The organism is Chamaesiphon sp. VAR_48_metabat_403 (assembly GCF_031422475.1).
Lineage (GTDB): Bacteria > Cyanobacteriota > Cyanobacteriia > Cyanobacteriales > Chamaesiphonaceae > Chamaesiphon.
This window is the reverse complement of sequence record NZ_JANPLS010000302.1, coordinates 1-23,628: the sequence shown is the minus strand read 5'-3', so window position 1 is coordinate 23,628 and position 23,628 is coordinate 1. Positions and strand designations below refer to the sequence as shown.

The window sequence follows — 23,628 nt, the reverse complement described above, 5'->3', positions numbered from 1 at the left end:
TTCCACTAAAATTACTATAGCCTCGATCGCCTATAAGTACGAACTTACTTAAAAAAATCTAGCTTTTAACCGTTGGGAGAAAAAATTGGTTTCTACATCTAATTTGAAAACTACAAAATCAGAAGAAATATTTGCAGCAGCTCGCGAACTGATGCCGGGTGGGGTGAATTCCCCCGTGCGCGCGTTCAAATCTGTCGGCGGTCAACCGATTGTATTCGATCGTGTCAAAGATGCCTACGTCTGGGACGTAGATGGCAATCAGTATATCGATTATGTGGGCAGTTGGGGGCCAGCAATCTGCGGACATGCCAACCCGGAAGTAATCGCCGCCCTCCACGATGCCCTCGCCAAAGGGACTAGCTTCGGCGCGCCCTGCTACCTCGAAAACGTCCTCGCAGAGATGGTAATTAATGCCGTTCCCAGCGTGGAAATGGTGCGATTTGTCAATTCCGGCACCGAGGCTTGTATGGCTGTCCTGCGGCTGATGCGCGCCTTTACCGGACGCGATAAGATTATCAAGTTTGAAGGCTGTTACCACGGACATGCGGATATGTTCTTGGTGAAGGCTGGTTCTGGTGTCGCCACCCTCGGTTTGCCCGATTCCCCCGGCGTACCAAAATCGACTACTGCCGATACCCTCACGGCACCCTATAACGATTTAGAAGCTGTCAAAGCTCTATTCGCTGCCAATCCCGACAGTATTTCTGGCGTAATTCTCGAACCCGTCGTCGGTAATGCAGGCTTTATCGTCCCCGATGCTGGTTTCCTCGAAGGCTTGAGATTAATCACTCAAGAATACGGCGCATTACTGGTATTCGATGAAGTCATGACTGGCTTCCGGATTGCTTACGGCGGCGCACAGCAGAGATTTGGCGTAACTCCCGATCTCACCACGATGGGTAAAGTCATCGGTGGTGGTTTACCCGTCGGTGCTTATGGCGGACGCAAAGATATCATGTCGATGGTCGCACCTGCGGGACCGATGTATCAAGCAGGTACGCTATCGGGTAACCCGCTAGCAATGACAGCCGGAATTAAAACGCTGGAGCTGCTCCAAAAACCAGGTGCTTATGAGTACTTAGACAAAATCACCACCCGCTTGGCAAATGGACTAGTCCAAATCGCCAAAGAAACCGGACACGCGGCTTGCGGTGGCAATATCAGCGGGATGTTTGGGTTATTCTTCTGTGAAGGGCCAGTTCACAATTTTGAAGATGCCAAACAGTCGGATGTGACTAAATTCGGTCGGTTCCATCGCGGCATGTTAGAGCAAGGTATTTATCTCGCTCCATCGCAGTTTGAGGCTGGGTTTACTTCACTAGCCCATACCGAGGAAGATATCGATCGTACTCTAGCAGCAGCACGGATCGTTATGTCTCAAATGTAGATGGTGGAGATGGGAGATGGGAGATGGGAGTTTGGAGTAATTTGGATTAAAAATCCCCTCGTCCCCTCGTCCCCCCATCCCCCCATCTCCGAACTCCCATCTCCGAACTTAGCTAATTAATTCCTCACCCCTGTTAAAATTAAAGAAATTGTAAGAATTTTCACAAAAAACTTAATTTTAGGAGAACTATAGTAACTATGAGCCAAAAATCCCTAGTCATTTCCCCGTCGATCCTCTCGGCAGACTTTAGCCGCTTAGGTGAAGAAATTCGGGCTGTGGATGCCGCTGGTGCCGATTGGATTCACGTTGATGTCATGGATGGACGGTTCGTACCAAATATTACTATCGGCCCCATGATCGTTGAAGCCGTTCGCCCCCATACTAAAAAGCCCTTAGACGTTCACTTGATGATCGTCGAACCCGAAAAATACGTAGCTGATTTTGCTAAAGCTGGCGCAGATATTATCTCCGTCCATGCCGAGCATAATGCTTCTCCCCACCTGCACCGCACTTTGGGACAAATCAAAGAATTAGGCAAGCAAGCAGGTGTCGTCCTCAATCCTGGTACGCCCCTAGAACTAATCGAGTACGTGCTCGAATTATGCGATTTAGTCTTAATTATGAGCGTCAACCCCGGTTTTGGCGGTCAAAGCTTTGTCCCTAGTGCGGTCACCAAAGTTGCTAAATTGCGTCAAATGTGTAACGATCGCGGTTTAGATCCTTGGATTGAAGTCGATGGCGGTCTCAAGGCTAATAATAGCTGGCAAGTCATTGAAGCTGGTGCAAATGCGATCGTCGCTGGTTCGGCGGTATATAATGCTCCTGACTATGCCGAAGCAATTAAAAATATTCGCAATAGCAAACGTCCAGAACTAGTAACTGCCTAATAACCCAAGTTGCTAGTTATGGGTTTTAGTGAGATGGGTGTTAGGTTTTAGGTATTAGCTATTAGTAGCCAGGGAAACTATACCCAGTAGGGTGGGCAGTTCCCACCAGCTAGGCTTGAGGTCGTTATCTCCTAAATCCTAGATCTTATTGCCTTAAAAAAGACTGCTAAGAGATTTACTCTTGGCAGTCTTTTGTGTCGATCTGAAATATTAAATATCTATGAATCAGCACCAGTATCGCGGCTATTGGTTTGAATAAAGAGGATAATCAGGAAAATTGTTGGCACGAGGACGAATAACAGGCTGGCAACAAAACCTAAATCGTTAGTTTGCATTAGCGTAATTCCTATAAAGTATTATTATTGCTTACCTAAACTAGAATATCATTTTCAGAGAAGGTCTAGACAGTAGGGTAAAGATTTAACATCCTGCGATCGCTACATCCAGCCAGAGAGGAGTATTACATATCCTCGCCAGCGATATGGAGTCGAAACTAAGGCTTAGTATTTACACTGACTGGGCCATTGACGATGGTTTGACACGCAAGGCGATAGTTATCGGGTTTTTTTGCCAATTTGCGGTTCTCAAAATCCGTACGCGGTGAGAGATTTTCCATCCCTTCAACGATCTCTACGCCACACATCCCGCATTGACCGTAGCCACCACAGTTCATTAGCTTCCCTTTGAAGGTATAGATATCAATTTGGTTTTGTACCGCCTTCTCGCGCAGATTTGACCCCTGCGCGACGATAATTTCCTTGTTCTCTTTAATAAATTTAATCGCACTCATCTCATATACCCCTAAAAATAATTTATGCCCTATTAAGAATTATTAAGATATTTGACAGTTTTGCCAAGGGGGGAGGGGGAGACGGGGAGACGGGGGAGTAAGTAAAAAGTAAAATTTCCTATTCCCTATTCCCTATTCCCTATTCCCTATCCCCCATTCCCTAAAACCTAAAACCTACTCCGGCACCTCTGTGGCAGTGCGAAGAATGGCTATAGCGCGATTGTAGTTGAGAATAGCTGTGATGCGATTGCCACGAGAGCGGGCGAGTTCGGTTTGAGATTGGATGACATCGGTTTGCGTACCGACTCCAGCTTGAAAGCGCAACCGAGCTAGTTTGAGACTTTCTTCGGCTTGTTGGAGTGCTTGAGTCGCTGTGGCGATATTTTTTTGGCTGGAGCCGAGAGTATTAAAAGCTTGTTCGACTTCAAATCGAACTTGATTTCGGACGATAATCACTTGACTATCGGAAATTTCATCATTAACTTTCCGCCGACTAGAACGCGCTGCCGATCCGCCACCATCCCAGAAATTCCAACGTAACTGTGCGCCCAGACTGTATCCATCTTGGGCAGGATTGTTATTGGAAATGGTTTTAGCCAAGTTGTAGTTGGCAAACAAGTTAACTTGTGCAGAATCATCACCTCTAATTTCATCTTGGAAACTGATCAGTTTTTTCCGAAATTCTTGTTGTCGGATTTCGGCACGATTTTTAAAGGCTAGCAGAATACTGTCTTCAAGAGTTGAATTCCAAGCACCCAACTGGCTGACGGCATCGGCGGCTTGAAAATCGGTAGTGTCATCTAGACTCAATAGTTGAGCGATTTTTCGGCGAGCGGTTCGTTGCTGCGATTGAGAATTAGTTAGATCTTGGTTGGCGGTAGCTAGTTGGACTTGAGAGCGGAGGATGTCGAATCTAGTACCGACACCAGCCTTTTCTTGGAGTTGTGCATCACTTAAACTGCGAGTGGCATCTTGAACGGCAGCATTGTTGATTACAATGATGGAGTCACTCTGTTGTAAATCGTAATAAGCAGTGATGACCTGGCTTTTAATGCTGCGCTGGATTCGATCGAGATCTGCGCTATCGAACTTGACTTGAGCTTTAGCAGAGTCGATCCGTTTGTCTAGGGTTTGGTTGATGAGGCTATAAGTAGCTTCAACAAAACCACTAACGTTCGTAGTTAGATTGGTATTCTGGTTGGGGGCGGGAGTGGTAATTACTGGCGAACCCTGTGCGCTTAGAGTACTGCTGAGTCCAACTTGCACGTTTTTAGCAGATTCGGCTTCACGGACATCGTTTTGACTTTTATCGATCGTGAGACGGGCAGTTTGTAATTCTCTGTTATTGCGCGCAGCAATGTCTAGGGCTTGTTGCAGAGTGATTCGTTTAGTCGCCCCAATCTTAACTGTTGTGGGTGGGTTGATGTTATTTATCAGCTTTCCATCGACTGTGTTAGTTGGTGGTGGGGGCGTTGGAGTCGTTGGAGTCGTTGGAGTTGTTGGAGTAGCCGGAGTTTGAGCGATTACTTTCAAAAATGGTTTTCGCTCGGAGTTGTTACTCGCACGAGCCGCGCTTGGTAAAGATTGCTGGTTTGTTGACGGTAGTTTTAAACTCTGACGGATGCCAGCAAAATCGAGGGGATTGGCTCGGACAGGGGCGATTTGTCCTAAACTACCAACAATCAGAGCGATCGTTGCCCAAATCGCTTGTAATCTGATGACACGTTGCTGGCTGTGAATCTGGCTGTGAGTGTGCCTAATTGGTAAGTTGGCGGTTCGACTCAGTTTTTGACGGTAAGCGGCAATGCGGGTGTTGAGCAGATGGATGAATTCGATCGAGGTTAGCATACGCGATTGGTTGATAAAATTGCTAAATAAAGAAGGGATGCGATCGGGCGATCTCATCGCCCCAGATATCAGCTATTAATCCCAGATCTATCTTCCCCTAATTTCTCCAGAAAATCTGGAATCCCACTGACAGGAATGAGGGGAATTTGTAATTTTTGGGCTAATTCGCTGAGTGTCACATCATCGAGAAATTTATCTTCGTCGTGTTTGAGCATGACGCTGGGAATGAGGATGCGATCGCCTAAATCTCGCCCTGGCAGCTCGGCAAGTAAATCTTGCCCGGTAACTAGCCCGGTGACTGTCATCTGTTGCCCCCAATATTGGCTGGCAATGGCGACTAAGTTGACCTGTAGACCTGGTACCTGGTTTAACTGGTTAACGATAGGTTGGAAGGCATTCTCGACGGCATTGCCGACCACCCAGGTACAGGTGTGAGGGGGATTTACTTCGGTAATTTCCCATTCGGCAATTTCTTGGGCAAATTCATCCAGGAAGCGACGAATCGAACCTACACCGTTACCGAGTTGGGGATAATCTTCATAATAATCGCTCGGCGGTAGTTCTATTCCAGCAATTAGGTACCATTCATCGGCTAACCAGACGAAGGTAGAACCAAACTGCTGTTTAAATTCTTGTTGAAAGCTCTCGACTTGGGCGATAACAACTCTGGCGACTGCTGGCGTAACGGGACTGAGTTCGGTAAGGTTGGGACGAAACCGCGTCAAGCCGACGGGAACGACGGCGACGGAAGCCACTGCGGGGGTATCGCCGTGATGGAAGCTGGCTAAATCGCGGATGGTACGTTCTAGATGCACGCCGTCGTTAATCCCCGGACATAATACTACCTGAGCGTGAATTTCGAGGCGGTGAGACTCAAACCATTTCAGTTGGTTCATAATTTCGCCAGCGCGTTGATTTTTGAGCAGTTGCGATCGAATTTCTGGCTCGGTAGCGTGAACGGATACATATAAGGGCGAAAGCCGCATCTGGGCGATCCGATCCCATTCTTTGGTGCTGAGATTGGTCAGCGTTAAGTAGCTCCCATATAAAAAGCTCAACCGATAATCATCATCTTTAAAGTATAAAGATTCGCGTTTGCCGGGAGGTTGTTGATCGATAAAACAGAAGGGGCACTTATTATTGCACTGAATCAATCCATCGAATAAAGCCGACTCAAATTCCAAACCCAAATCTTCATCATAATCCTTCTCGATCTCGATCTGGTGAGCTTTTCCCTTAGCGTCTAATACTTCTAAATCCAGCACTTCATCCGCACATAAGAACTGATAATCGATCAGATCGCGCGGCTTTTGACCGTTGATTTTGACCAATCGATCGCCAGGAGTAAATCCAATTTCTGCCGCGATCGAATCGGGTATAATTCCGGTAATCATCGCCGGACGAATTGCATTTTCACTCATGACTGGGGGACTGGGAGAGGGGGGGACGAGGGGACGGGGGGTGTGGGAGGAGAAAAACTATCGAGCCTATTTTCTTTCCCCTAAAAACCTAAAACCTAAAACCTAATTCCCACGTCCGCGTCCAGATGGAGTTTTCTGGGTGGGTTTTGGTGGGGCTACGATTTTGACTAGGACTTGGGTACCAACAATTTTAGCAGGATAGGCGGTTAAGGGCTTGGTGGCGGGGCCGTTGATGACTTCGCCGTTGGCTTCAAAGTTGGAGCTATGACAGGGACATGTATATTTTTTCTCTTCCGCTATCCATTTTACATCACAACCTTGGTGGGTACATTTAGGATTGACAGCAATTAATTTTTGAGGATTAGCAGAGTTTCTTAAAACTGCAACTTCTTTAGTCTGGAGATAGCCATTTTTTTCGAGATCGGCAACGGTACCAATGACTGTAAAACCTGCATCTATTTTAGCCGCACCTGGTTTAACCGGATTTCGATCGGTAGTAGTTTGAGCTGTCGATTTATTAGGAGTGCAAATTGCTAAAACTATCGGAAAGCAGCTAGTCAGCCAAGCAATACTAAAATATCTGAGAAATGAGCGACGTTTCATCATGATTAAGGATCGATCGAATACTTCAATTCTAGCTATTTCTACTTGTGTCAGAGGATGTCTGAAAAGGGAGACTTCCATCCGGTTCCCCCCTTTCTAAGGGGGGTTAGGGGGGATTTCTAGGGTTTTGGCTGAAGAGAATTGACTTTTCAGACATCCTCTCATCCAGATTTAGTTTGCCATGACTAAATCTGGAGCTGTTGCTAATTTGCCATCTTCCATGTAGACGATCGAATCGGCAATATCTAAAATCCGATTATCGTGAGTTACGAGTAAAATCGTACAGCCTTGCTCTGTTGCTAATTTTCGCATTAAATCTACTACATCGCGCCCCGATTGTTTATCTAATGCGGCTGTTGGTTCGTCTGCTAAGAGAATTTTAGGCTGGCTGACAAGTGCCCTGGCGATCGCCACTCGTTGTTTTTGTCCGCCAGATAAGTTATCTGGATAATAATTTACCCGATCGGCTAGCCCTACTAATTATAACATTTTTATCGATCGATCGGTCATTGCTCGAACAGAATATTCAGCATGTAATTCTAAGCCCATTTTAACATTTTGGAGAGCAGTTAAACTCTCATGTAAATTATGAGCCTGAAAGATATAACCATGATGGCGACGGGCGAGTGTCAATTGTTTTGCAGAAGCTCCACACATTTCCGCTCCTAATACTTTGAGACTACCAGATTGTGCCGTTGGCGAAGCCTCTCGGAACGAGGATCGCAATCCACCGCATAAAGTTAATAGCGTAGTTTTACCCGAACCAGATGGCCCAGTCATAATAATAATTTCACCTGCATTTATTTCCAGGTTAATATCAAACAATACTTGCTTGCGAAGTTTCCCCACACCGAAGTAGTGGTCGAGATTAGAAATAGAAATAACTGGTTCTAGCATAATATTTAATTATCAATTATTAATTATTAATTATTAATTATTAATTATTAATTAACTTAGAACATATCAGCAGGATCGGCTGCTTGAACTTTACCCGTTGCAACCGCACCAGAAAGCATACACATAATTAGAGTACCCGTGAGTACCTGAGTTGCTCTAACAAGCGTCATAGCGATCGGTAAATTGGTCGCACCACCAACAACACCATAAAGTCCGATCGATACGATTAAACCTGGAATAAAGCCCACTATGGCAAGAATTAATGCTTCTTCAAATACAATTCCCAGCAAATAAGTATTGCTGTAGCCCATCGCTTTAAAAGTTGCATATTCTTTGAGATGAGCATTTACATCGGTGGACAAAACTTGGTAAACAATAATTACTCCCACCAGGAATCCCATAATTGCACCGAGGTTAAAAATCGGCCCAATTGGCGTTTGCTGTTGCCAATATCCTTGCTCGAAAGCAATATATTCAGCCCTTGTCAGCACCTTAATATCTTCTTTAGGTAAATAAGCTTTTAACTGTTGAGCTACTTGAGTAGGATCGTAACCTGGTTTGAGCGTTATCAAACCCACATTAATATTACCTTGAGATTGTCGAGAAAATAATCGTAAATAATTATCTTCACTCGTCATCAAATGTCCATCGGCTGAGAACGAAGAACCGATTGAAAATAATCCATTGACAGAAACAGTCCGACGTTCTATTTCGGTAGTCACTGCTGTTCCAGTATTTACGCTTTCTACAACTTTATCATAAGCACCAACCGCCAGCCGATCGAATAATAGTGTGTCCGATTGTTTTATTTTAGCTAATTGGCTGTTAACTTCTGGTAAATTAAAGATCGGTCGATCGGGATTAAATCCGACAATAATGAGATTTTTCTTATCGCGAGTTTGCGGATTTTTCCAAGTCACTAAATTGACATACATTGGCTCTGCCGATTTTACCCCAGTTATATCCATCGCTTGATATAGTCGGCGGCGTGGAAATGTAGACATTGCTCCAATATTTAATGCCTGGGGACTGATAATAAATATATCTGCTGTTAATTTTGAGTGCAATACAACGGCACTATCGAATAAGGCACCTTGAAATCCTAATTGCATTAACATTAATAAGTCTGCAAATGCCACCCCAGAAATTGCCACTGCAAATCGGCTTTTATGTTGGGTCAGTTGTAACCAGCCTAGCGGAGTTCGACGAGTCAGTTTTTGGATTAATTTTAGCATAAAAATATCTACTATTTAGCTCTTAATTATCACCTTAAAGTAATTCAAGCAATGACCTACTGAGAATTGAGATCGATAACTGCTTGAATTTGCAAATTAGTAAACTTAGCCGCCTTTTGACTCGATGCCGAATCTAAAATCGCATGAACTTCAATAACGCGATCGTCTATATTACTAGTCGGATCGGCATTGATTACATTTTGACGCTTGACTTGAATGCCAACTCGATCGATCGTGCCTTTTAGTTCGCCAGATAGAGAATTACTAGTAATTTTTACTTGTTGTCCGACTCGAATTTTATTAATATCACTTTGGTAAACTTCCACCACTCCATACATTTGACTGGTTTTACCAATATCGGCAATCCCATTAGTGCCCACTACTTCCCCCGGACGGGCAAAAATTTCTAAAATCTGACCATCTTGGGGCGACTTAATATTAGCTTGAGTAAGATTTTCTTCAGCACGTTTTAAAGATGCGATCGCACTTTTGACATCTACTTCGGCAGACATTACATCTACCGGACGCACTTCGGCAATTTTATCGAGCGTAAATTGACTTTCTTTAATCTGCTGTTGCGTCGATGTTTCGAGCTTTCGCAAATTAGCTTTTGCTTCAACAATCTGTTGTTGTCCAGATGTTTGAATTCGGCGTAAATTAGCTTGAGCTTCGGCTAATTGTTGCTGCCCCGAAGATGCAATGCGCTTTAAATTTGCTTGTGCCTGATTTACTTTCTGCTGTGCTGTTTGTAAAGTCAACCGCTTACTGTCGCCGCTAGATGCCGAAACCGCTCCTTGTCGAGCCAGAGTCGCGTAACGTTTATCCTCGGCTTGAGCGTTAATAAGTCCAGCTTGAGCCTCAGCAATGGCTCCGGTTTGAGCTTCAATTTGGGTGGCTGTCTCGGCTTTTACCCTCGCAACTGTGGCTTGCTGGGCTTCAATTTGAGTGGCTGTTTCTGCCACTAGTCTGGCGATTGTCGCTTGCTGGGCTTCGATGCCCGTTCCCCGTTCGGCTTTGAGTTTGCCAATTGTGGCTTGCTGGGCATTAATTTCGCCCTGCTTGGCTCCTGCTTTGACTTTTCCCAGACTTGCCTCGGCGACGCTGACTTTGGCTCTAGCTTCATTTACCGCCGCTTGCAAGCGTCCCTGACTATCCAAAATCGCGATTAATTGCCCAGCTTTAACTGTCGCCCCTTCCTCTACCAACAGTTTCTCGATTTTTAAGCCTTCGTTCGATGTCGGCGCAGATAGCTTAATGACTTCCCCTTTAGGTGCCAATTTCCCCAAGGCTGTCACGGTTGTAGGCGCGACTACGGCTGTCTGTTGGACTTTGGTGGCTGCGGCTGTTTGTTGTTGCTGTTGGTTGACATAAACGGGTATCCCGATGCCAAGCAACGCCATCGCTCCCACAAGTAGCCGCACTCGCCAACTATTCCACCCAGGCAATCCATCCGATTTTTGCAGCATCCTCTTTCGCTCCAGTTCGTTACGGGTTTACTAAACCGTTTAGTAATTTATTAGCTGACTTCAGCATATCTTTACTAAACCGTTTAGTCAAGCATGTGTAAAATAGTGGCTAGCTGCTTAGGCTTTAGACTTTAGGTTTTAGGCTTTAGGCTTTAGAATGTGAGTAAAGAGATATTAAAAATCGGGTTGACACAGGCGAGAGATTTGAACGCAGAACATAACGGAGAAAAAGTCGAACAAATCCTGCAAGGAGCGATGCAGGAATTTTTGGCGCGCGGCTACGCGGGTACGAGTATGGAAAAAGTCGCGGCGGCGGCTGGCGTATCGAAGCCGACAGTTTATAGTTATTTTAAAGATAAAGGAGCACTATTTCAGGCTTTAATTGAAAACCTAGCCGAGAAAAAATTCAGCTCGACTTTTGGCAGCGAACCACTTGATGGAGATCCGAAAATCGTCTTACGAAATATCGCCGAAGTAACTTTCAAGAATTTTGAAGACGAAGAGTTTAGTTGCTTTATGCGAACGATTATTGGTGAATCGGGACGCTTTCCAGAATTAGCAAAAGCATGTAGCGTCAATCTTTTCAAGCCGATTAATGATGTAGTAATCCAATATATTATTTCACATCCAGAGTTGAAAATATCCGACCCAGAAGCAGCGACTTCGTTATTTATCGGCACATTAGTTTATTATCATATATCCCAAAATATTTTACATGTCAGAGAAGTAATGCCGATCGAGCGATCGCGAGTAGTCGATAATCTAATGGAAATGATGCTCTGTTCCTCACCATAATTTCGTCTAAAAAATAGTAACAGAGTTTAACAATGCGCTGACTCTAACTTAATTTATCCTAAAATTTAAACTATTCAGAACCCTTAGTCGTCGCTTATCCCCTAAAGCCTAAAGCCTCACATGCGAAACCTACTCATTGTTGAATCTGCTGGCAAAATCAAAAAGCTCAAAAGCATCCTCGGATCGGACTGGGATGTGAAGGCTTCGATCGGGCATATCCGCCAACTTGCCAACGATGGGGACGGTTCGTTAGGGTTTGAGCTGGGTTCAAATACGATTGATTGTCGCTACATCCCCCGCGACGATCGTGCTAAACAAACGATCGCGGGACTAATTGCCGCAGCCAAACAAGCAGATCGAGTATTCATCGCTTCAGATCCAGATCGAGAAGGTGAAGTAATTGGTTGGCATATCGCCCAGGTATTAAAACTCAAACAGCCTCAGCGGGTTGTCTATCAAGAGATTACTGAGTCCGCAGTCAAAAAAGCGATCGCTAGTCCTCGATCGCTCGATATGGCTTTGGTAGAAGCGGGGAGGTGTCGTGATTGTCTGGACAAATTGGTGGGCTACAAAGGATCGCCCCTAATCTGGCGACTGAATAACGGTGCTAAAAGCGTCGGACGGGTGCAGTCTGCAACCCTTCACCTAGTTTGCCAACGAGAGCGAGAAATTCAAGCCTTCATCCCCCAAGATTATTGGTCGGTATTTGTAGACTATGCCGAAGGATTCCGTGCTTTCTACAATGGCACGGCTCAAACTGTCTCACCAACCACAGAGGAAGAAACCAGCGACGATGCTGGAGCGACAGAAAAAGTCGCCGAATCGACTCGTGTATTGAGTCAAGCCGAAGCCGAAAGGTTGGTGGAGATTGGCAAATCTCATCCCCATCAAGTTAAATCGATCGAGGGTAAACTCGCTCCCAAAAAGCCACCCGCCCCATTTATCACATCCTCACTTCAGCAAGCCGCAGGAGCGCGATTGAAGTTCAGTCCCGAACATACGATGTCAGTCGCTCAGAAGCTCTATGAAGCGGGGTTAATTACCTATATGCGGACTGATTCAGTCGAACTCAGTCAGGATTTTTGTAAAGCCGCACGGGAATGGCTGATGTCTCATGACAAAGATAATGTACCTAATAAGGTTGCCAAACAGCGTAGTTCCAAAGACGCGCAGGAAGCCCATGAAGCTGTCAGACCGACGGATATTACTAAAGCCTCAAGCGAACTCAAACAGCAGCTCTCAGAGGATGAATTCGCGCTATACCTGATGATTTGGATGCGATCGATCGCTTCTCAATGCAAACCCGCACAGATTCGCAAAACCACGATCGTCACTCAATCTGGCGAGATCCAGTGGCAAGCCAGAGGACAAATGCTCGAATTTGCTGGCTATGCCAAATACTGGAAAGATATCAGCGGTGATGCGGTATTGCCTAGCTTGCATCCAAAACAACCACTTACCGCAAATAACGTCAGTCACGAGCAGAAACAGACCCAACCACCGCCACGTTACAGCGAACCAAAACTCGTTCAATTGATGGAACGTCGCGGCATCGGTCGTCCCTCTACTTATGCCCCAACGATTGCTACGCTCAAGCAGCGTAATTATGTCGAGTTAGTCAAGAGTAAAGTGCAACCGACGACGGTGGGTTTGCAAGTGGATGATTTTCTGATGCAAGCTTTACCAGAATTGATTCAATCGGAATTCACCGCTCAAATGGAAACAGAACTCGATGCAATCTCGAAGGGGAAACAAGAGTGGCAAAGTTATCTGATTGAGTGGAATCAAAGTTATTTCGTGCCAGCATTAAGCAAGGCTACTAAGAATCTGCCAGCACAAGATTATGGATCTTTCCAGGGTAAGCCGCTGGAGAAATCGCGCTCTAAATGTCCGACTTGTAGCAAGCCCATGTCCAAAGTACCTACCAAGAAGGTGAAAAAGGGCTATTTTCTCAAGTGTGAGGATGGCTGTAAAGATCCAGAGGGTAAAGGGTTAGTGCTGTTTTGGTCGGATCGAACGAACGAATGGCAAATTCCGCAGCCTAAAACCGAACAGTCATCGCCATCAAAACTTACGGAACATCCTTGTCCGGTTTGCCAGAAACCGCTGGAAGAATATAGTTACAATAAGGATGGGCAATCCAAGTCGATGTTAAGGTGTTCGGATGCGGCAGCTCGGAGCAAGCCCAAACACAAGGATGTTGCCTATTTTCAGGGCAACCAGGGGCAGTGGTGGAGTCCAAAATTGGGTAATCTTGGTGCAAATGTAGCTTCCTGACAGGCTTAAATGGATGGTAAATAATGGGTAAGAAGAAAGAGTCAAAATCTAATAACTTGAAAAAACCGATCGATTCAGACGATCTCGCCGCATATTTACAAACCAGTGACATCATCGATTGGCAACACCCAGAAATTTTACAACTCGCCCATCATCTGGCTTCACCATCTCAAACTACTGAAGAAATTGCCAAAGCTTGTTTTGAATGGGTACGCGATGAAATTCATCACAGTTGCGACTACCAGATGAATCCGGTTACCTGTCGCGCGTCGGATGTCCTTAAATATCGAACGGGTTACTGCTTTGCTAAAAGCCACTTACTGGCTGCTTTACTGCGTGCTAATCAGATTCCGGCGGGGTTTTGCTATCAACGCTTAACTATTGACGATTCGCCACCATCGAAATTAATTTATAGTAAAATACCTTGTACTTTACATGGTTTGAATGCAATTTTCTTACCAGAAATTGGCTGGTATCGCGTCGATGCGCGGGGGAATAAAGCCGGAATTAACTCTCGATTCACCCCACCGCAAGAGCAATTAGCCTTTGAGATTAAACTGCCGCAAGAAGCAGATTTTACCAATATTTTTGCAGAACCCCTACCCGTGGTAGTAGAAGTTTTACAAACAGCTAAAACCTGGGAAGAAGTACTCGTCGATCTGCCCGATGTGTCCTTAGAAATGTGGCAACAAGAACATCTGGTTGCACGGGCGATCGATTATCGAGTTCGAGCTTTGACTGCTACCGACGAATCGATATTGTGGATGATGCTAATGTATGCCGCGCACGAATCATCGGTCGCAAATGTGCAATCGCATCCCGATCTTTTACACTATGTTAAAGATTGGGGTAGAGCTGGCGATCTGGGTTTTATGGCAATCGACGAAAAACCGCTTGGTGCGGCTTGGTTGCGATTATTTCCGAGTGACGATCGCGGATTTGGTTATCTGGGAGAGGACATTCCCGAATTAGCCATTGCCGTATTACCAGATTATCGAAATCGGGGAATTGGGACGAAATTATTAATGCAAATAATTGCCGTAGCTGGAGAGATTTTTCCAGCCATATCCCTAAGCGTACGAGCGCACTCTCAGGCGATCTCACTATACGAACGAGTCGGGTTTGTGAAAGTCGATGGCAGCGAAATTGTCAATCGGACTGGGGGCGGTTCATTCAATATGATTTATAAGTACTCCTGAAATAATCATTTCTCGATGATTGGTTTACAATTAATAGGAGAACTCAATCGAATTGAGAATTCAAACTCATCCCATTTTACAATTCCCTTGACTATTTATTTCTATACCGATCGCGAACCACTATACGGCTGCTTCTCCAACTTTTCCAAGCATGGATTCGTGATGGATAAATTATGGTGGAACACCACCGAACACTACTTTCAAGCCCAGAAATTTATCAACACCCCCTATCTCGAACAAATTCGATCGGTAAATACGCCCAACGATGCTGCTAAAATGGGTCGCAAAAGGACTTTACCATTACGCCCCGATTGGGAAAGCGTCAAAGACGAAATCATGCTCCGCGCCGTGCTGTGTAAATTTCAAATTCACATAGATATTCGTGAAATTTTACTCGGCACTGGCGATGAAGAAATCATCGAAAATGCTCCCAATGACTATTATTGGGGCTGCGGTAAAGATGGTACGGGCAAAAATCAACTCGGCTTGACTTTAATGCAGGTCAGAGGGATATTAAGGGAGAATTCGTAATTTTTTACTGATAATTCACATGATTAAATCCTGGCTGGTAATTGGGATCGTGGCGGTAGTAGTTGCGATCGGGCTGGGGAGACTAAATACACCGGAAGGATATCGCTGGTTCAATCGCCAACGTCGCCCCAACTGGCTGACATTTGAGGGGCTGATTCCGGTAATTTGGACGGCGATTTTAATTTGCGGCGTGTGGTCGGCCTATAATGTGTGGGAAGCAGCACCAGTTAAAAATCCACCCTGGGGATTGATGGCTGTATATCTGCTGCTAGAGGTGGCAATTATGCTCTACACGCCCTCAATGTTTTGGTTTAAGAATCTGCGCGCCGGAACGATCGTCGGTGCGGTAGGCTGGGTTATCGGTGTCATTCTGGCAATTTTAGTATTCCCGGTTTCGAGCATGGCAACGATCTTGTTAATTCCCTATCTGCTCTGGAGTCCGATCGGTACCTATGTCACCTGGGTAATGGAAGGGTTGAATTAGGGGATAGGGGATAGGGGATAGGGAATAGGGAATATGCCCAAAATCCTACACTAATTCTGCCAGAATTTTCGTCACTTCGCCCTGATGATGCCGCCTGTTATCGTCGTACCGCGTCAACGTATTCAAATCCGCATGACGGCTCAACTTTTGCACCCGCCGCGTATCCCCATTCGTTGCATCCAAAGCCGCCGTAATCGCACTGTGACGGACGCGGTGCGGACTCATCACCTTGTATATCCCCGCTGCTGCACTCGTCTCTCTGACGAGATTATAGATCGCATTCCCACTCAATCGATGCCCCTTCGTCGCCCGATCGAGCGTACAAAATAACGGCTCGCTGGCTTTACATTTCCCCCGCAATTCCAACCACGCCTGAATCGCCTGTACCGACTGACGGCTCAGATCGACGGATTCCCGCTGCACCTTCCCCTTCCCAATAATCCACAACTTACTCCCCTGCGGATCGAAATCCTTGACATTCGCCTGACACAATTCCGCCCGCCGCAGCGCGTTATCCCACAATAATCGCAGGATCGCATAATCCCGCACCCCTTTAACAGTATCGCGATCGCACATCCCGATCGTCAACTGATACTCCGTCGGATTCACCCCCGAAGTATCCCGATAATTCTCCACCCGCACCCCTTCGACATCCGCCAGATCGTAGTGACATTGCCCCACTTTGCGCGCATAACCCACCAAACTTTTAATCGCCGCCAGTCGGGTATTTATAGTCGAAGGAGCCAACCCGCGATCGGTTAAGATCCGGCGATACCTCAATACTAACGTCATCGCCTGATAGCGATCGAGTGCCAAAAATTCCCCAACTAATGCTGGTGTCGGTGCAGCCTGAGCTACCTGCATGAAAAAGTCTACCAATGCCTTAGTATACGTCCGCCGCGTATTCGGCGACCTGCGATCGGCGATTAGTTCCTGTAGCAAGTCCCGCTGGGCGATATCTTGCAGGGATAAGGGTGATGCAGCGATGGTAGAGAGTAATGTCAAGGTAATTAATTCTCACCTTTGAGTAATCGGGTTGCCCTCAATCTTACCCGAATACTTTGCCTGCGATCGATCTCCAGTTCGGGATTTATTGAGTAATAGACTTCGTTTTGAGATCTGAATCCCCCAACCCCCTTAAAAAGGGGGCTTTAAAGTCCCCCTTTTTAAGGGGGATTTAGGGGGATTTAGATCTACGATCCACATCAAAAGACCTGTTCAGACATCCTCTAAAGTTAATCTAGAGCCAACAGTCTTGCTTGGAGCATAACAATCGATCGCAGGCTAAAAACAGTACCATCATCCGTTTCAGTCCGCTCGACTAATCCCCGTCTACCCAATGACACGATCGCATTCCCTACATCTGCTGGCGATCTATTTAGTGACTCGATAATTCTAGATATATTTATTGGTACAGTCTCACTAGCTAACAAGCGAATTACTTCTCGTTCTGCTGGTGATAATCGATCGAATTGATGAGTCAGCAGCGATCCGATCTCTTCAGTCAGGAATAACTCTTCATATTTACAGAATTCACCAACCTTACCACCAAATAACTTGTTAATCGCGATCGCTACCGATTGTAGATAAGCCGGATTTCCACCTAAATACTCGATCGCATAATCCCATCGCTCCTCATCACTCAATCCCTTCTCTCTAAATATTTCACTACCACCATCACCCAATCCGCCCAGTGGCAAAGAATGAATCGAGCTATTATTACTAACCGATCCAGTCATTTCACTCGGCTCCTCCCGACTCAGCAGCAATATACAGCTTTGATGATTTGTCTCCCAAATTCGCCTAAATAAATCTCGGTACTCTCGATATTCTTCCGTATAATTACCTGCTAATTCACCGCTGCTAAAGAGTCGGTCGAGATCGTCTAAAACTATCAAACAGCGATGCTCTCGAAAATGTTCCAGTAGTAGAGATAACCTAGCTTCTAAATCTAATGGTGGTTCAGGTAAAGCCGCGATATTGAGTGACGCGATGAGATTGCGATCGATAAATTCCACCACAGAACGCTGACAGCCTAAACTCTGCCAAACGATCTCATCAAAATCACCCTTAATCTCTTCTACTAATTGTCTGGCTAGAGCAGTTTTACCAATACCAGCAGTACCAGAGATGACGATCGATCGACATTTTTCTGTGAGTATCCAGTTTTTGAGCGAGTCTAGCTCTTGAGTTCGATCGTAGATAGGTACGAGATCGGGAATGGTTTTTAAATACTGTGGGGTATTCGATAAATTTATCTGTTTGTAATGAGGATCTAATTGATTATGAATAGTGATATCTGAACAAACATTCAATGGGTTAATTTGCTGGACAAACCCTGTTGAAGACTCAATTTCCGAGTGATACCTTTCTATTGCAGATTTAAAATTTGCCTTACTAACTTTTTCATCCAAAGCATCGGAAATTGCTTTCCACAAATTAGCAGCAATCTCACCCACATGCGCCTCAGTACATGATGGAGTATGTTCCTTTCCTATATCTTTGTAATTTTTACCTTCATAGACACCCTCAACAATCGATCTTTCCAAGTCATTCAGGTGTTTCTTTCTTGCCGAAAATACCAGATTGTCAGCTACTTTCAGAACTTTAGTGACATTCATGTTAAGTTGTATTGCCATTTTGCCAATTATAACCTAGCTCATCCAATTTTTTCTAAGTTTGTCCAATGATTTTAAAGAAAATTGAGCATGATTTGTTACAGGCACCTAGTTTTGCCAGTGGGCAACTACTGAGATAGTGGACTAACATGTAGTGAGCATCGATATCTGTAATTAATACTAATTCGATTGCGATCGAGCTAACTGTTGGTAATAGGAGAACTCACGATGACTGTACTCGCCGTAAATGGACAAGCAACAGATTTATCTAGTAAGCAAGATTCCCGATTCAGTAATGTTGACGCGCTCATCATCAAGGTAACAAAACGCTGTAACTTAGATTGTGAGTATTGCTATGAAAACATCACCAAAAGCGGTGATGTTTTCATAGCAACTTTCCAAGAGATTGCTGAGAAGGCTTTTTATAGTTCTAGCAAAAACACAATTGAGTTTATATTTCATGGTGGGGAGCCAACCTTATTACCCGATAGCTGGTATACAGAGGCTTTCCAAATCTGTCAAACACTTGAAGGATCGACAGGTAAAAAAGCAAGTCTGAGTATTCAGACAAATCTTACACATCTAACCGATCGAAAATTAGAACTCTTTAGAGATAATAAAGTAAGTGTCGGAGCTAGCCTAGACGGTTCTGCTACTTTAATTGCCTCAATGCGTCCTGGTGCCGAACGAGTAATCAAAAATTTCTTAAAGGCTAGAGAAAATGGCTTGAGAATCGGTGTACTCATGACCATTAACCACTCCAACTTTGATAAATTCAAGGAAAGTACTGAGTGGCTATTTGATGAGATGGACGTTAAAGATTTTAAGGCTAATGTCGTCTATTCAGTCGGCGCAGGCTCTAACATTCCAGATTTGAAGCCAGAACAAATTTTTCAGGCACACAAAGCGATTACTGACTACATGATCGAGTCCAGAGGACAAGGAATTATAGAACATAATCTAATTGAGCAGATCGATTGGTTTTGTCGAGAAAATTCTCATGAAACCAAGTCATTATGCGGTGCTAGAAAATGTGGAGCAGGAAGCCGAGTACTAGGCATAACCTCAGATGGCAATTTATTACCATGTGGACGGTTTAAATGGGATGATTCAGATTATTTTCTAGGCGATTTAGCCAACTTTAGCGAATTCGAGGAATTCGAGCGAAAAGTTGATGATTTCCATGCACTCAATCCTGAAAACTGGTTTAACTGTAATGATTGCTCGGCAAGGAAGATTTGTGGATTCGGCTGTCAAGCATTTATATCTAGATCGAACTCTCGTGCTAACGTAGAATGTTTGAGTACTAAAATGCTCTACAACTACTTTTTAGAAAGAGAATCGGATATATTCGCACTCCATCAAGCTCTTGTTGATAAAAATTATTTGATGTTAGACTCTTACGATGATAGCAGATATGGAGACGGAGCGAAAGAACCATATCGTGATACGTACGAAGACAAGTATCGTGATGGAAAATAACTAGATATGTTTATTCATGAACATCTTAGACAGTCTAAGATGTTCATGATTTTTATTTGAGAGAATACCTATAATGGAATTGAATCTACTTTTTGATGACATCATAAATTTAGAAAAAGAGAACTTAACATACGCAGACAGATGTTTTTGTCAAGAGTATGATGAGATTTCTTCAAGAAAGAGATTGACTGATGAACATAAAGATGAAGATTTAATTGTCTATTGCTATAGAAGTCAAATATTGCTTGCTTTTGTGAGATTTAGCCTGAAAGACAAAAAACTTATTGTCATATCACTCCAAATTAAAAAGGGGTGTGAATATATTTTCCGCACCCTAATCAAAGATACTTGTAGTCGGCTTGAAAATTTAGAGTTTGATACTGTTGAAGGGGACGCATACAAAAATAATATTTTGGCAATAGCATTACATAGAAAACTAGGTCTTTGTCATTCTCGAAATTCAGAAGACAAGCTTGGCTTTCTAGTTTCAAAAGAACAATTCATAATATCACTGAGAGGATACACCAAGCTATGATTTATTTGTCTTTTTTATATAAATTAAAATTATAATAACTATGTCTGAAAATTTTGCAGTAACTTTAAGAATTTTTGTGATGCTGGCACTTGTTGTCTATCACCTATCTAACATCTTATTCTCGAATGTAATGTCTAATTATAGCACCACTAATTTAAGTGCTGACGTAGATATTTTAAAAGTGATCTTTCAGATATCAACTGCTTTGGCAGCAGCATCTTTTATTTGCGATCGAGAAGATATCGCCAATCTTTATTATAATTTGTCAGGCAAGAAATTTTTAGGTGGTAAATACACTGGTCAATTAGTTAAAACTTTCCGTCCAAAAAGACTCAAGTCTGATAAGAATATAATCTCAAACGAAGATAATTTCTTGAGTCACCCTGACAACACTATAAATTTTACGATAGAACACACTATCTTTAAACTAAAAATTACTGGAGATTGTCTGAATTCTGAATTTACTAGTTCTTTTGATGGCTCATTCTTCAATTTTTTTTGTAGCTATTACTACTTTGGAGTATTCGTACAAAATAGAACTCAAGATATTGGAACCATAAGGCTAAAATTCATTGAAAACGATCGCCTAAAAGGAGCTTTTTGGTATTCAAATCATGAGCAAGAAGAATATTGGATTTATGATATAACGGCTGAGAAGATAAAAGAAACAGAGAAAATTGAAAGCTTATCTTCGTAGTAGTGGCGTGACCAGATAAAAATGTGGGCATTTAGAACTCTGAAAAATACAATCAGTAATATTTTTAGCGATCGCGTTACCCACAATTTTAGTATGGTCGTCCCAGTAAGGTAGGCAGTGCCCACCGCTTATATTTTAGCTAATTTCTAGACCTATATTCACATACTTTGTGCTGTTTCTACTCGATCTGTTGTTACTAAAACATGAGAGTAATAAGCTTGAATCTTTTGGAAGCATAACCAATCGCGGCAAATGTTATGCTAGAGTCATGGGCAAAGGCAATTGAGAACGGACAATCGAATCTAGAAGCTGCCAATGCGAGTATTCAAGAGATTAAAAGAGGTTGGAACTTGTCATGACTGATTCTCCAAACACGAGGCTACACCAACAATATCCCTATCCCGATGAAGAAACGAGAAAAAATTGTCTCGACAAGTTGCGAGAGAGTAATCGTCAGCTAGAGCTATATAATTTGTTCTTAGATGATGCAATCTCTCAAATCGATCTGGAACTACGCCAACACAAACGAGAAAGATTATTGCAGAGAGTCCAATCTAACCAATAAATAGAGGTATGTCTTTTCGATCGATATAGCTACTTAACAATGGCGATCGAACAATATACTTGGGGCACAATGGATTAACTATTTTTTTGCTTTTGCTTAATGCGTTCTAACTTTTGCTGCCGAATTAGTTCATCACATTTAGCTACTAACTCTTCGAGCTGAAGGTCTACTTCCTCAAAAGCAAGGCGAGCGCGGCGCAAATTTCCGATTAGTCGGTGATCTAGTTCTGGATCTGACATAATTTGTTGATTATTCACGATCGTTCCCCCTCTTGTCTAAATATCTGCTACAACTACAACAATACTAGCGTCTCACTTGATTCATTTGTGAGATTTTTATCTTGGATATGTAGTGTAACCTTGGCATCTAGTCGCTTGAGGAAATTAATTAATTTACCATCACTAAAACGTTGAAACTCACCATAATGGTTTTTAGTTGTGATTTAGATGTCATTACGCAAAACTCAGGATATCGATCGATAATTTTCCCGTCATTTAATATGATAATATACTTGCACGATTCTTACCAGTTAAGCATTATGAGAGCTTTAAGACCAATCTTTTCGTTGGCGTAGCCTACCGGAGGTAATCGCCAGAACGGGAGCATTATAGATAAATTAGCATAGCAGGTTCGGTAGAATCTGGAGTAATACAACCTTATAAGTTGGCACCTGGGCATCTATCACCTGTCTTACACCGCAGCAGAATCAGAAAAGACGTACGATCTCATGAACACCAGCCTCAAACCAGGAATTTGCTATCGCAACGCTACGCGAACGCAAACTCCCATCTACAATGGATCTCTCCATTCTTAACGCTCTTTGGAGTAACGAGTAAATATGCCGCGATAATATAGGGATAATTTGCTGGTTTTCGCTCGCTCATTATTGTTAACTATCGACAATTAAGGAAAGCAGACTCGATCGCGATCGTAAAGATTGATAGTCCCAGTAGTGGCTCGACACGCTTAAAATTGTGGGTAAGAGTTAGCGATCGCCACTATAAGTAACCCCAATATCAAGTATAGAATAGAACTCACATCGGAGCAGCGAGAGGAGCTGATAGAAATTAGCAAAAATGGCAAAAAAACGGCAAAGCAAGTGAATCACGCCAACGTGCTATTAATGGCAGATGATAATGCAGTAGCAGGAAGATGGCGAGATGAAGATATCAGCCAAGCTTTAAACATGCATATCAATACAGTTGCTTCAATTAGAAAGAAATTTGTACTCGAAGGAGTTAAGCCAGCATTACAGAGAAAATATCGAGAAACACCACAGGAAGATTATCATTATGAGCGCAATGGTGTTGAATCAATATTTATGTTTGTCGATCCGATCGCTGGATGGAGAAGAGTGAGCAATCGTCCGCAGAGAACGCTGGTTTGATTGGGCTGAAGAAATCAAACAATTACTAGATGAAGATTATCCAGAAGCACCAATGATTAAACTAGTTTGTGATAATTTGAATACGCATCATATTGGTTCTTTATATTATGCCTCTCCTGCCGAACCCGAAGGGCTAAACATTGCTGAAACTGAACTGATTCGTTCGCGGAGCGTCTCCGACTGGAGAATCGAGAATACCATCTTTACACAACTGTTGATAATGCCAGAATACTGTTGAATAGGGGGGCAAATCTCTAGGCAAGTCACCCCAATTACAACCATTCTTGAGTTGATAGAATATCCCATTCAGAAGTTGCCGCTTTGCCCACACAGGAGGTCTGGTTTTTTTCTTCTGTGGCAGTAATGGCTCGATTATTTCCCACTGTTTATCAGTCAGATCGCTTGAATATCCCATGATTAGCCCTTTCCTGCTCGGATTTACCTATCTTGTTGATTTTACTCGATCGCCCTAAAAAGATCTCCAATGGGTTCTATAAGGTTGCCACGCTTGCGCCGAAGGAAAG

At 43.7% G+C, this 23,628-nt stretch carries 23 protein-coding genes and 1 pseudogene; 12 read left to right on the top strand and 12 right to left on the bottom strand.

What is annotated here, in order from left to right:
- The first annotated feature begins 85 nt into the window (after positions 1 to 85).
- Together hemL and rpe are read left to right on the top strand one after the other, a co-directional pair.
- Positions 86 to 1,387, top strand: coding sequence for a glutamate-1-semialdehyde 2,1-aminomutase (gene hemL / locus RMO79_RS14480; protein ID WP_310483881.1), 1,302 nt, complete (start codon positions 86 to 88; stop codon positions 1,385 to 1,387).
- A gap of 197 nt (positions 1,388 to 1,584) precedes the next feature.
- The gene (rpe, locus tag RMO79_RS14475) at positions 1,585 to 2,274 is read left to right on the top strand and encodes a ribulose-phosphate 3-epimerase (protein ID WP_310483880.1); all 690 of its coding nucleotides are present in this window, start codon (positions 1,585 to 1,587) and stop codon (positions 2,272 to 2,274) included.
- A gap of 218 nt (positions 2,275 to 2,492) precedes the next feature.
- Here rpe and psbM read toward each other — a convergent pair whose 3' ends face one another.
- From psbM to RMO79_RS14435, 8 genes and pseudogenes are all read right to left on the bottom strand, one after another.
- Positions 2,493 to 2,609 carry a photosystem II reaction center protein PsbM gene (gene psbM / locus RMO79_RS14470; RefSeq protein ID WP_310483879.1) on the bottom strand — a complete coding sequence of 39 codons (117 nt, stop codon included), beginning with the start codon at positions 2,607 to 2,609 and terminating at the stop codon, positions 2,493 to 2,495.
- 158 nt (positions 2,610 to 2,767) lie between these two features.
- Positions 2,768 to 3,064 carry a 2Fe-2S iron-sulfur cluster-binding protein gene (locus RMO79_RS14465; RefSeq protein WP_310483878.1) on the bottom strand — a complete coding sequence of 99 codons (297 nt, stop codon included), beginning with the start codon at positions 3,062 to 3,064 and terminating at the stop codon, positions 2,768 to 2,770.
- 174 nt (positions 3,065 to 3,238) lie between these two features.
- Complete coding sequence (locus tag RMO79_RS14460; protein WP_310483877.1) at positions 3,239 to 4,912, bottom strand: TolC family protein; 1,674 nt, start codon at positions 4,910 to 4,912, stop codon at positions 3,239 to 3,241.
- A gap of 68 nt (positions 4,913 to 4,980) precedes the next feature.
- A complete protein-coding gene (locus RMO79_RS14455) occupies positions 4,981 to 6,333 on the bottom strand; it encodes a TIGR03279 family radical SAM protein (protein WP_310483876.1) in 1,353 nt (450 codons plus the stop codon).
- 102 nt (positions 6,334 to 6,435) lie between these two features.
- Positions 6,436 to 7,017 (bottom strand): Rieske 2Fe-2S domain-containing protein, encoded by a 582-nt coding sequence (locus RMO79_RS14450; RefSeq protein ID WP_310483875.1) that lies wholly within the window; start codon positions 7,015 to 7,017, stop codon positions 6,436 to 6,438.
- A gap of 90 nt (positions 7,018 to 7,107) precedes the next feature.
- Positions 7,108 to 7,833 (bottom strand): annotated as a pseudogene (locus tag RMO79_RS14445) (DevA family ABC transporter ATP-binding protein).
- Positions 7,834 to 7,889: 56 nt separating this feature from the next.
- Positions 7,890 to 9,068 carry an ABC transporter permease DevC gene (devC, locus tag RMO79_RS14440; RefSeq protein WP_310483874.1) on the bottom strand — a complete coding sequence of 393 codons (1,179 nt, stop codon included), beginning with the start codon at positions 9,066 to 9,068 and terminating at the stop codon, positions 7,890 to 7,892.
- Positions 9,069 to 9,124: 56 nt separating this feature from the next.
- Positions 9,125 to 10,534, bottom strand: a complete 1,410-nt coding sequence (locus RMO79_RS14435; protein WP_310483873.1) for a biotin/lipoyl-binding protein — start codon at positions 10,532 to 10,534, stop codon at positions 9,125 to 9,127.
- A 204-nt stretch (positions 10,535 to 10,738) separates the two neighbouring features.
- Here RMO79_RS14435 and RMO79_RS14430 point away from each other — a divergent pair, with 204 nt between their 5' ends.
- The 5 genes from RMO79_RS14430 (at position 10,739) to RMO79_RS14410 (ending at position 15,820) form a co-directional block, all read left to right on the top strand.
- Entirely contained in the window at positions 10,739 to 11,329 is a 591-nt protein-coding gene (locus tag RMO79_RS14430; RefSeq protein WP_310483872.1) for a TetR/AcrR family transcriptional regulator, read from the top strand.
- Positions 11,330 to 11,449: 120 nt separating this feature from the next.
- Positions 11,450 to 13,606 carry a type I DNA topoisomerase gene (gene topA, locus RMO79_RS14425; protein ID WP_310483871.1) on the top strand — a complete coding sequence of 719 codons (2,157 nt, stop codon included), beginning with the start codon at positions 11,450 to 11,452 and terminating at the stop codon, positions 13,604 to 13,606.
- A gap of 23 nt (positions 13,607 to 13,629) precedes the next feature.
- A complete protein-coding gene (locus RMO79_RS14420; protein ID WP_310483870.1) occupies positions 13,630 to 14,805 on the top strand; it encodes a GNAT family N-acetyltransferase in 1,176 nt (391 codons plus the stop codon).
- An 87-nt stretch (positions 14,806 to 14,892) separates the two neighbouring features.
- The gene (locus RMO79_RS14415) at positions 14,893 to 15,336 is read left to right on the top strand and encodes an NADAR family protein (protein WP_310483869.1); all 444 of its coding nucleotides are present in this window, start codon (positions 14,893 to 14,895) and stop codon (positions 15,334 to 15,336) included.
- Positions 15,337 to 15,355: 19 nt separating this feature from the next.
- The gene (locus RMO79_RS14410) at positions 15,356 to 15,820 is read left to right on the top strand and encodes a tryptophan-rich sensory protein (protein ID WP_310483868.1); all 465 of its coding nucleotides are present in this window, start codon (positions 15,356 to 15,358) and stop codon (positions 15,818 to 15,820) included.
- Positions 15,821 to 15,865: 45 nt separating this feature from the next.
- Here RMO79_RS14410 and RMO79_RS14405 read toward each other — a convergent pair whose 3' ends face one another.
- Positions 15,866 to 16,825 carry a tyrosine-type recombinase/integrase gene (locus tag RMO79_RS14405; protein ID WP_310483867.1) on the bottom strand — a complete coding sequence of 320 codons (960 nt, stop codon included), beginning with the start codon at positions 16,823 to 16,825 and terminating at the stop codon, positions 15,866 to 15,868.
- A 230-nt stretch (positions 16,826 to 17,055) separates the two neighbouring features.
- On the bottom strand, positions 17,056 to 18,459 hold the full coding sequence (locus tag RMO79_RS14400) for an ATP-binding protein (RefSeq protein ID WP_310483866.1): 1,404 nt from the start codon (positions 18,457 to 18,459) through the stop codon (positions 17,056 to 17,058).
- Positions 18,460 to 18,666: 207 nt separating this feature from the next.
- Between RMO79_RS14400 and RMO79_RS14395 the strand changes: the two genes are divergently transcribed.
- From RMO79_RS14395 to RMO79_RS14380, 4 genes are all read left to right on the top strand, one after another.
- Complete coding sequence (locus RMO79_RS14395) at positions 18,667 to 19,920, top strand: radical SAM/SPASM domain-containing protein (protein WP_310483865.1); 1,254 nt, start codon at positions 18,667 to 18,669, stop codon at positions 19,918 to 19,920.
- Between the two features lie 73 nt (positions 19,921 to 19,993).
- Complete coding sequence (locus tag RMO79_RS14390) at positions 19,994 to 20,455, top strand: hypothetical protein (protein WP_310483864.1); 462 nt, start codon at positions 19,994 to 19,996, stop codon at positions 20,453 to 20,455.
- Positions 20,456 to 20,495: 40 nt separating this feature from the next.
- Complete coding sequence (locus tag RMO79_RS14385; RefSeq protein ID WP_310483863.1) at positions 20,496 to 21,152, top strand: hypothetical protein; 657 nt, start codon at positions 20,496 to 20,498, stop codon at positions 21,150 to 21,152.
- 355 nt (positions 21,153 to 21,507) lie between these two features.
- Positions 21,508 to 21,717 carry a hypothetical protein gene (locus RMO79_RS14380; protein WP_310483862.1) on the top strand — a complete coding sequence of 70 codons (210 nt, stop codon included), beginning with the start codon at positions 21,508 to 21,510 and terminating at the stop codon, positions 21,715 to 21,717.
- Positions 21,718 to 21,791: 74 nt separating this feature from the next.
- Here the strand turns inward: RMO79_RS14380 and RMO79_RS14375 are convergent, their stop codons facing one another.
- On the bottom strand, positions 21,792 to 21,974 hold the full coding sequence (locus RMO79_RS14375; RefSeq protein ID WP_310483861.1) for a hypothetical protein: 183 nt from the start codon (positions 21,972 to 21,974) through the stop codon (positions 21,792 to 21,794).
- 842 nt (positions 21,975 to 22,816) lie between these two features.
- Here RMO79_RS14375 and RMO79_RS14370 point away from each other — a divergent pair.
- Positions 22,817 to 23,104: a helix-turn-helix domain-containing protein gene (locus RMO79_RS14370; protein ID WP_310483860.1), complete on the top strand. Its 288-nt coding sequence runs from the start codon at positions 22,817 to 22,819 to the stop codon at positions 23,102 to 23,104.
- A gap of 133 nt (positions 23,105 to 23,237) precedes the next feature.
- Here the strand turns inward: RMO79_RS14370 and RMO79_RS14365 are convergent, their stop codons facing one another.
- Positions 23,238 to 23,519 carry a transposase gene (locus RMO79_RS14365; protein WP_310483859.1) on the bottom strand — a complete coding sequence of 94 codons (282 nt, stop codon included), beginning with the start codon at positions 23,517 to 23,519 and terminating at the stop codon, positions 23,238 to 23,240.
- Positions 23,520 to 23,628: the final 109 nt, after the last annotated feature.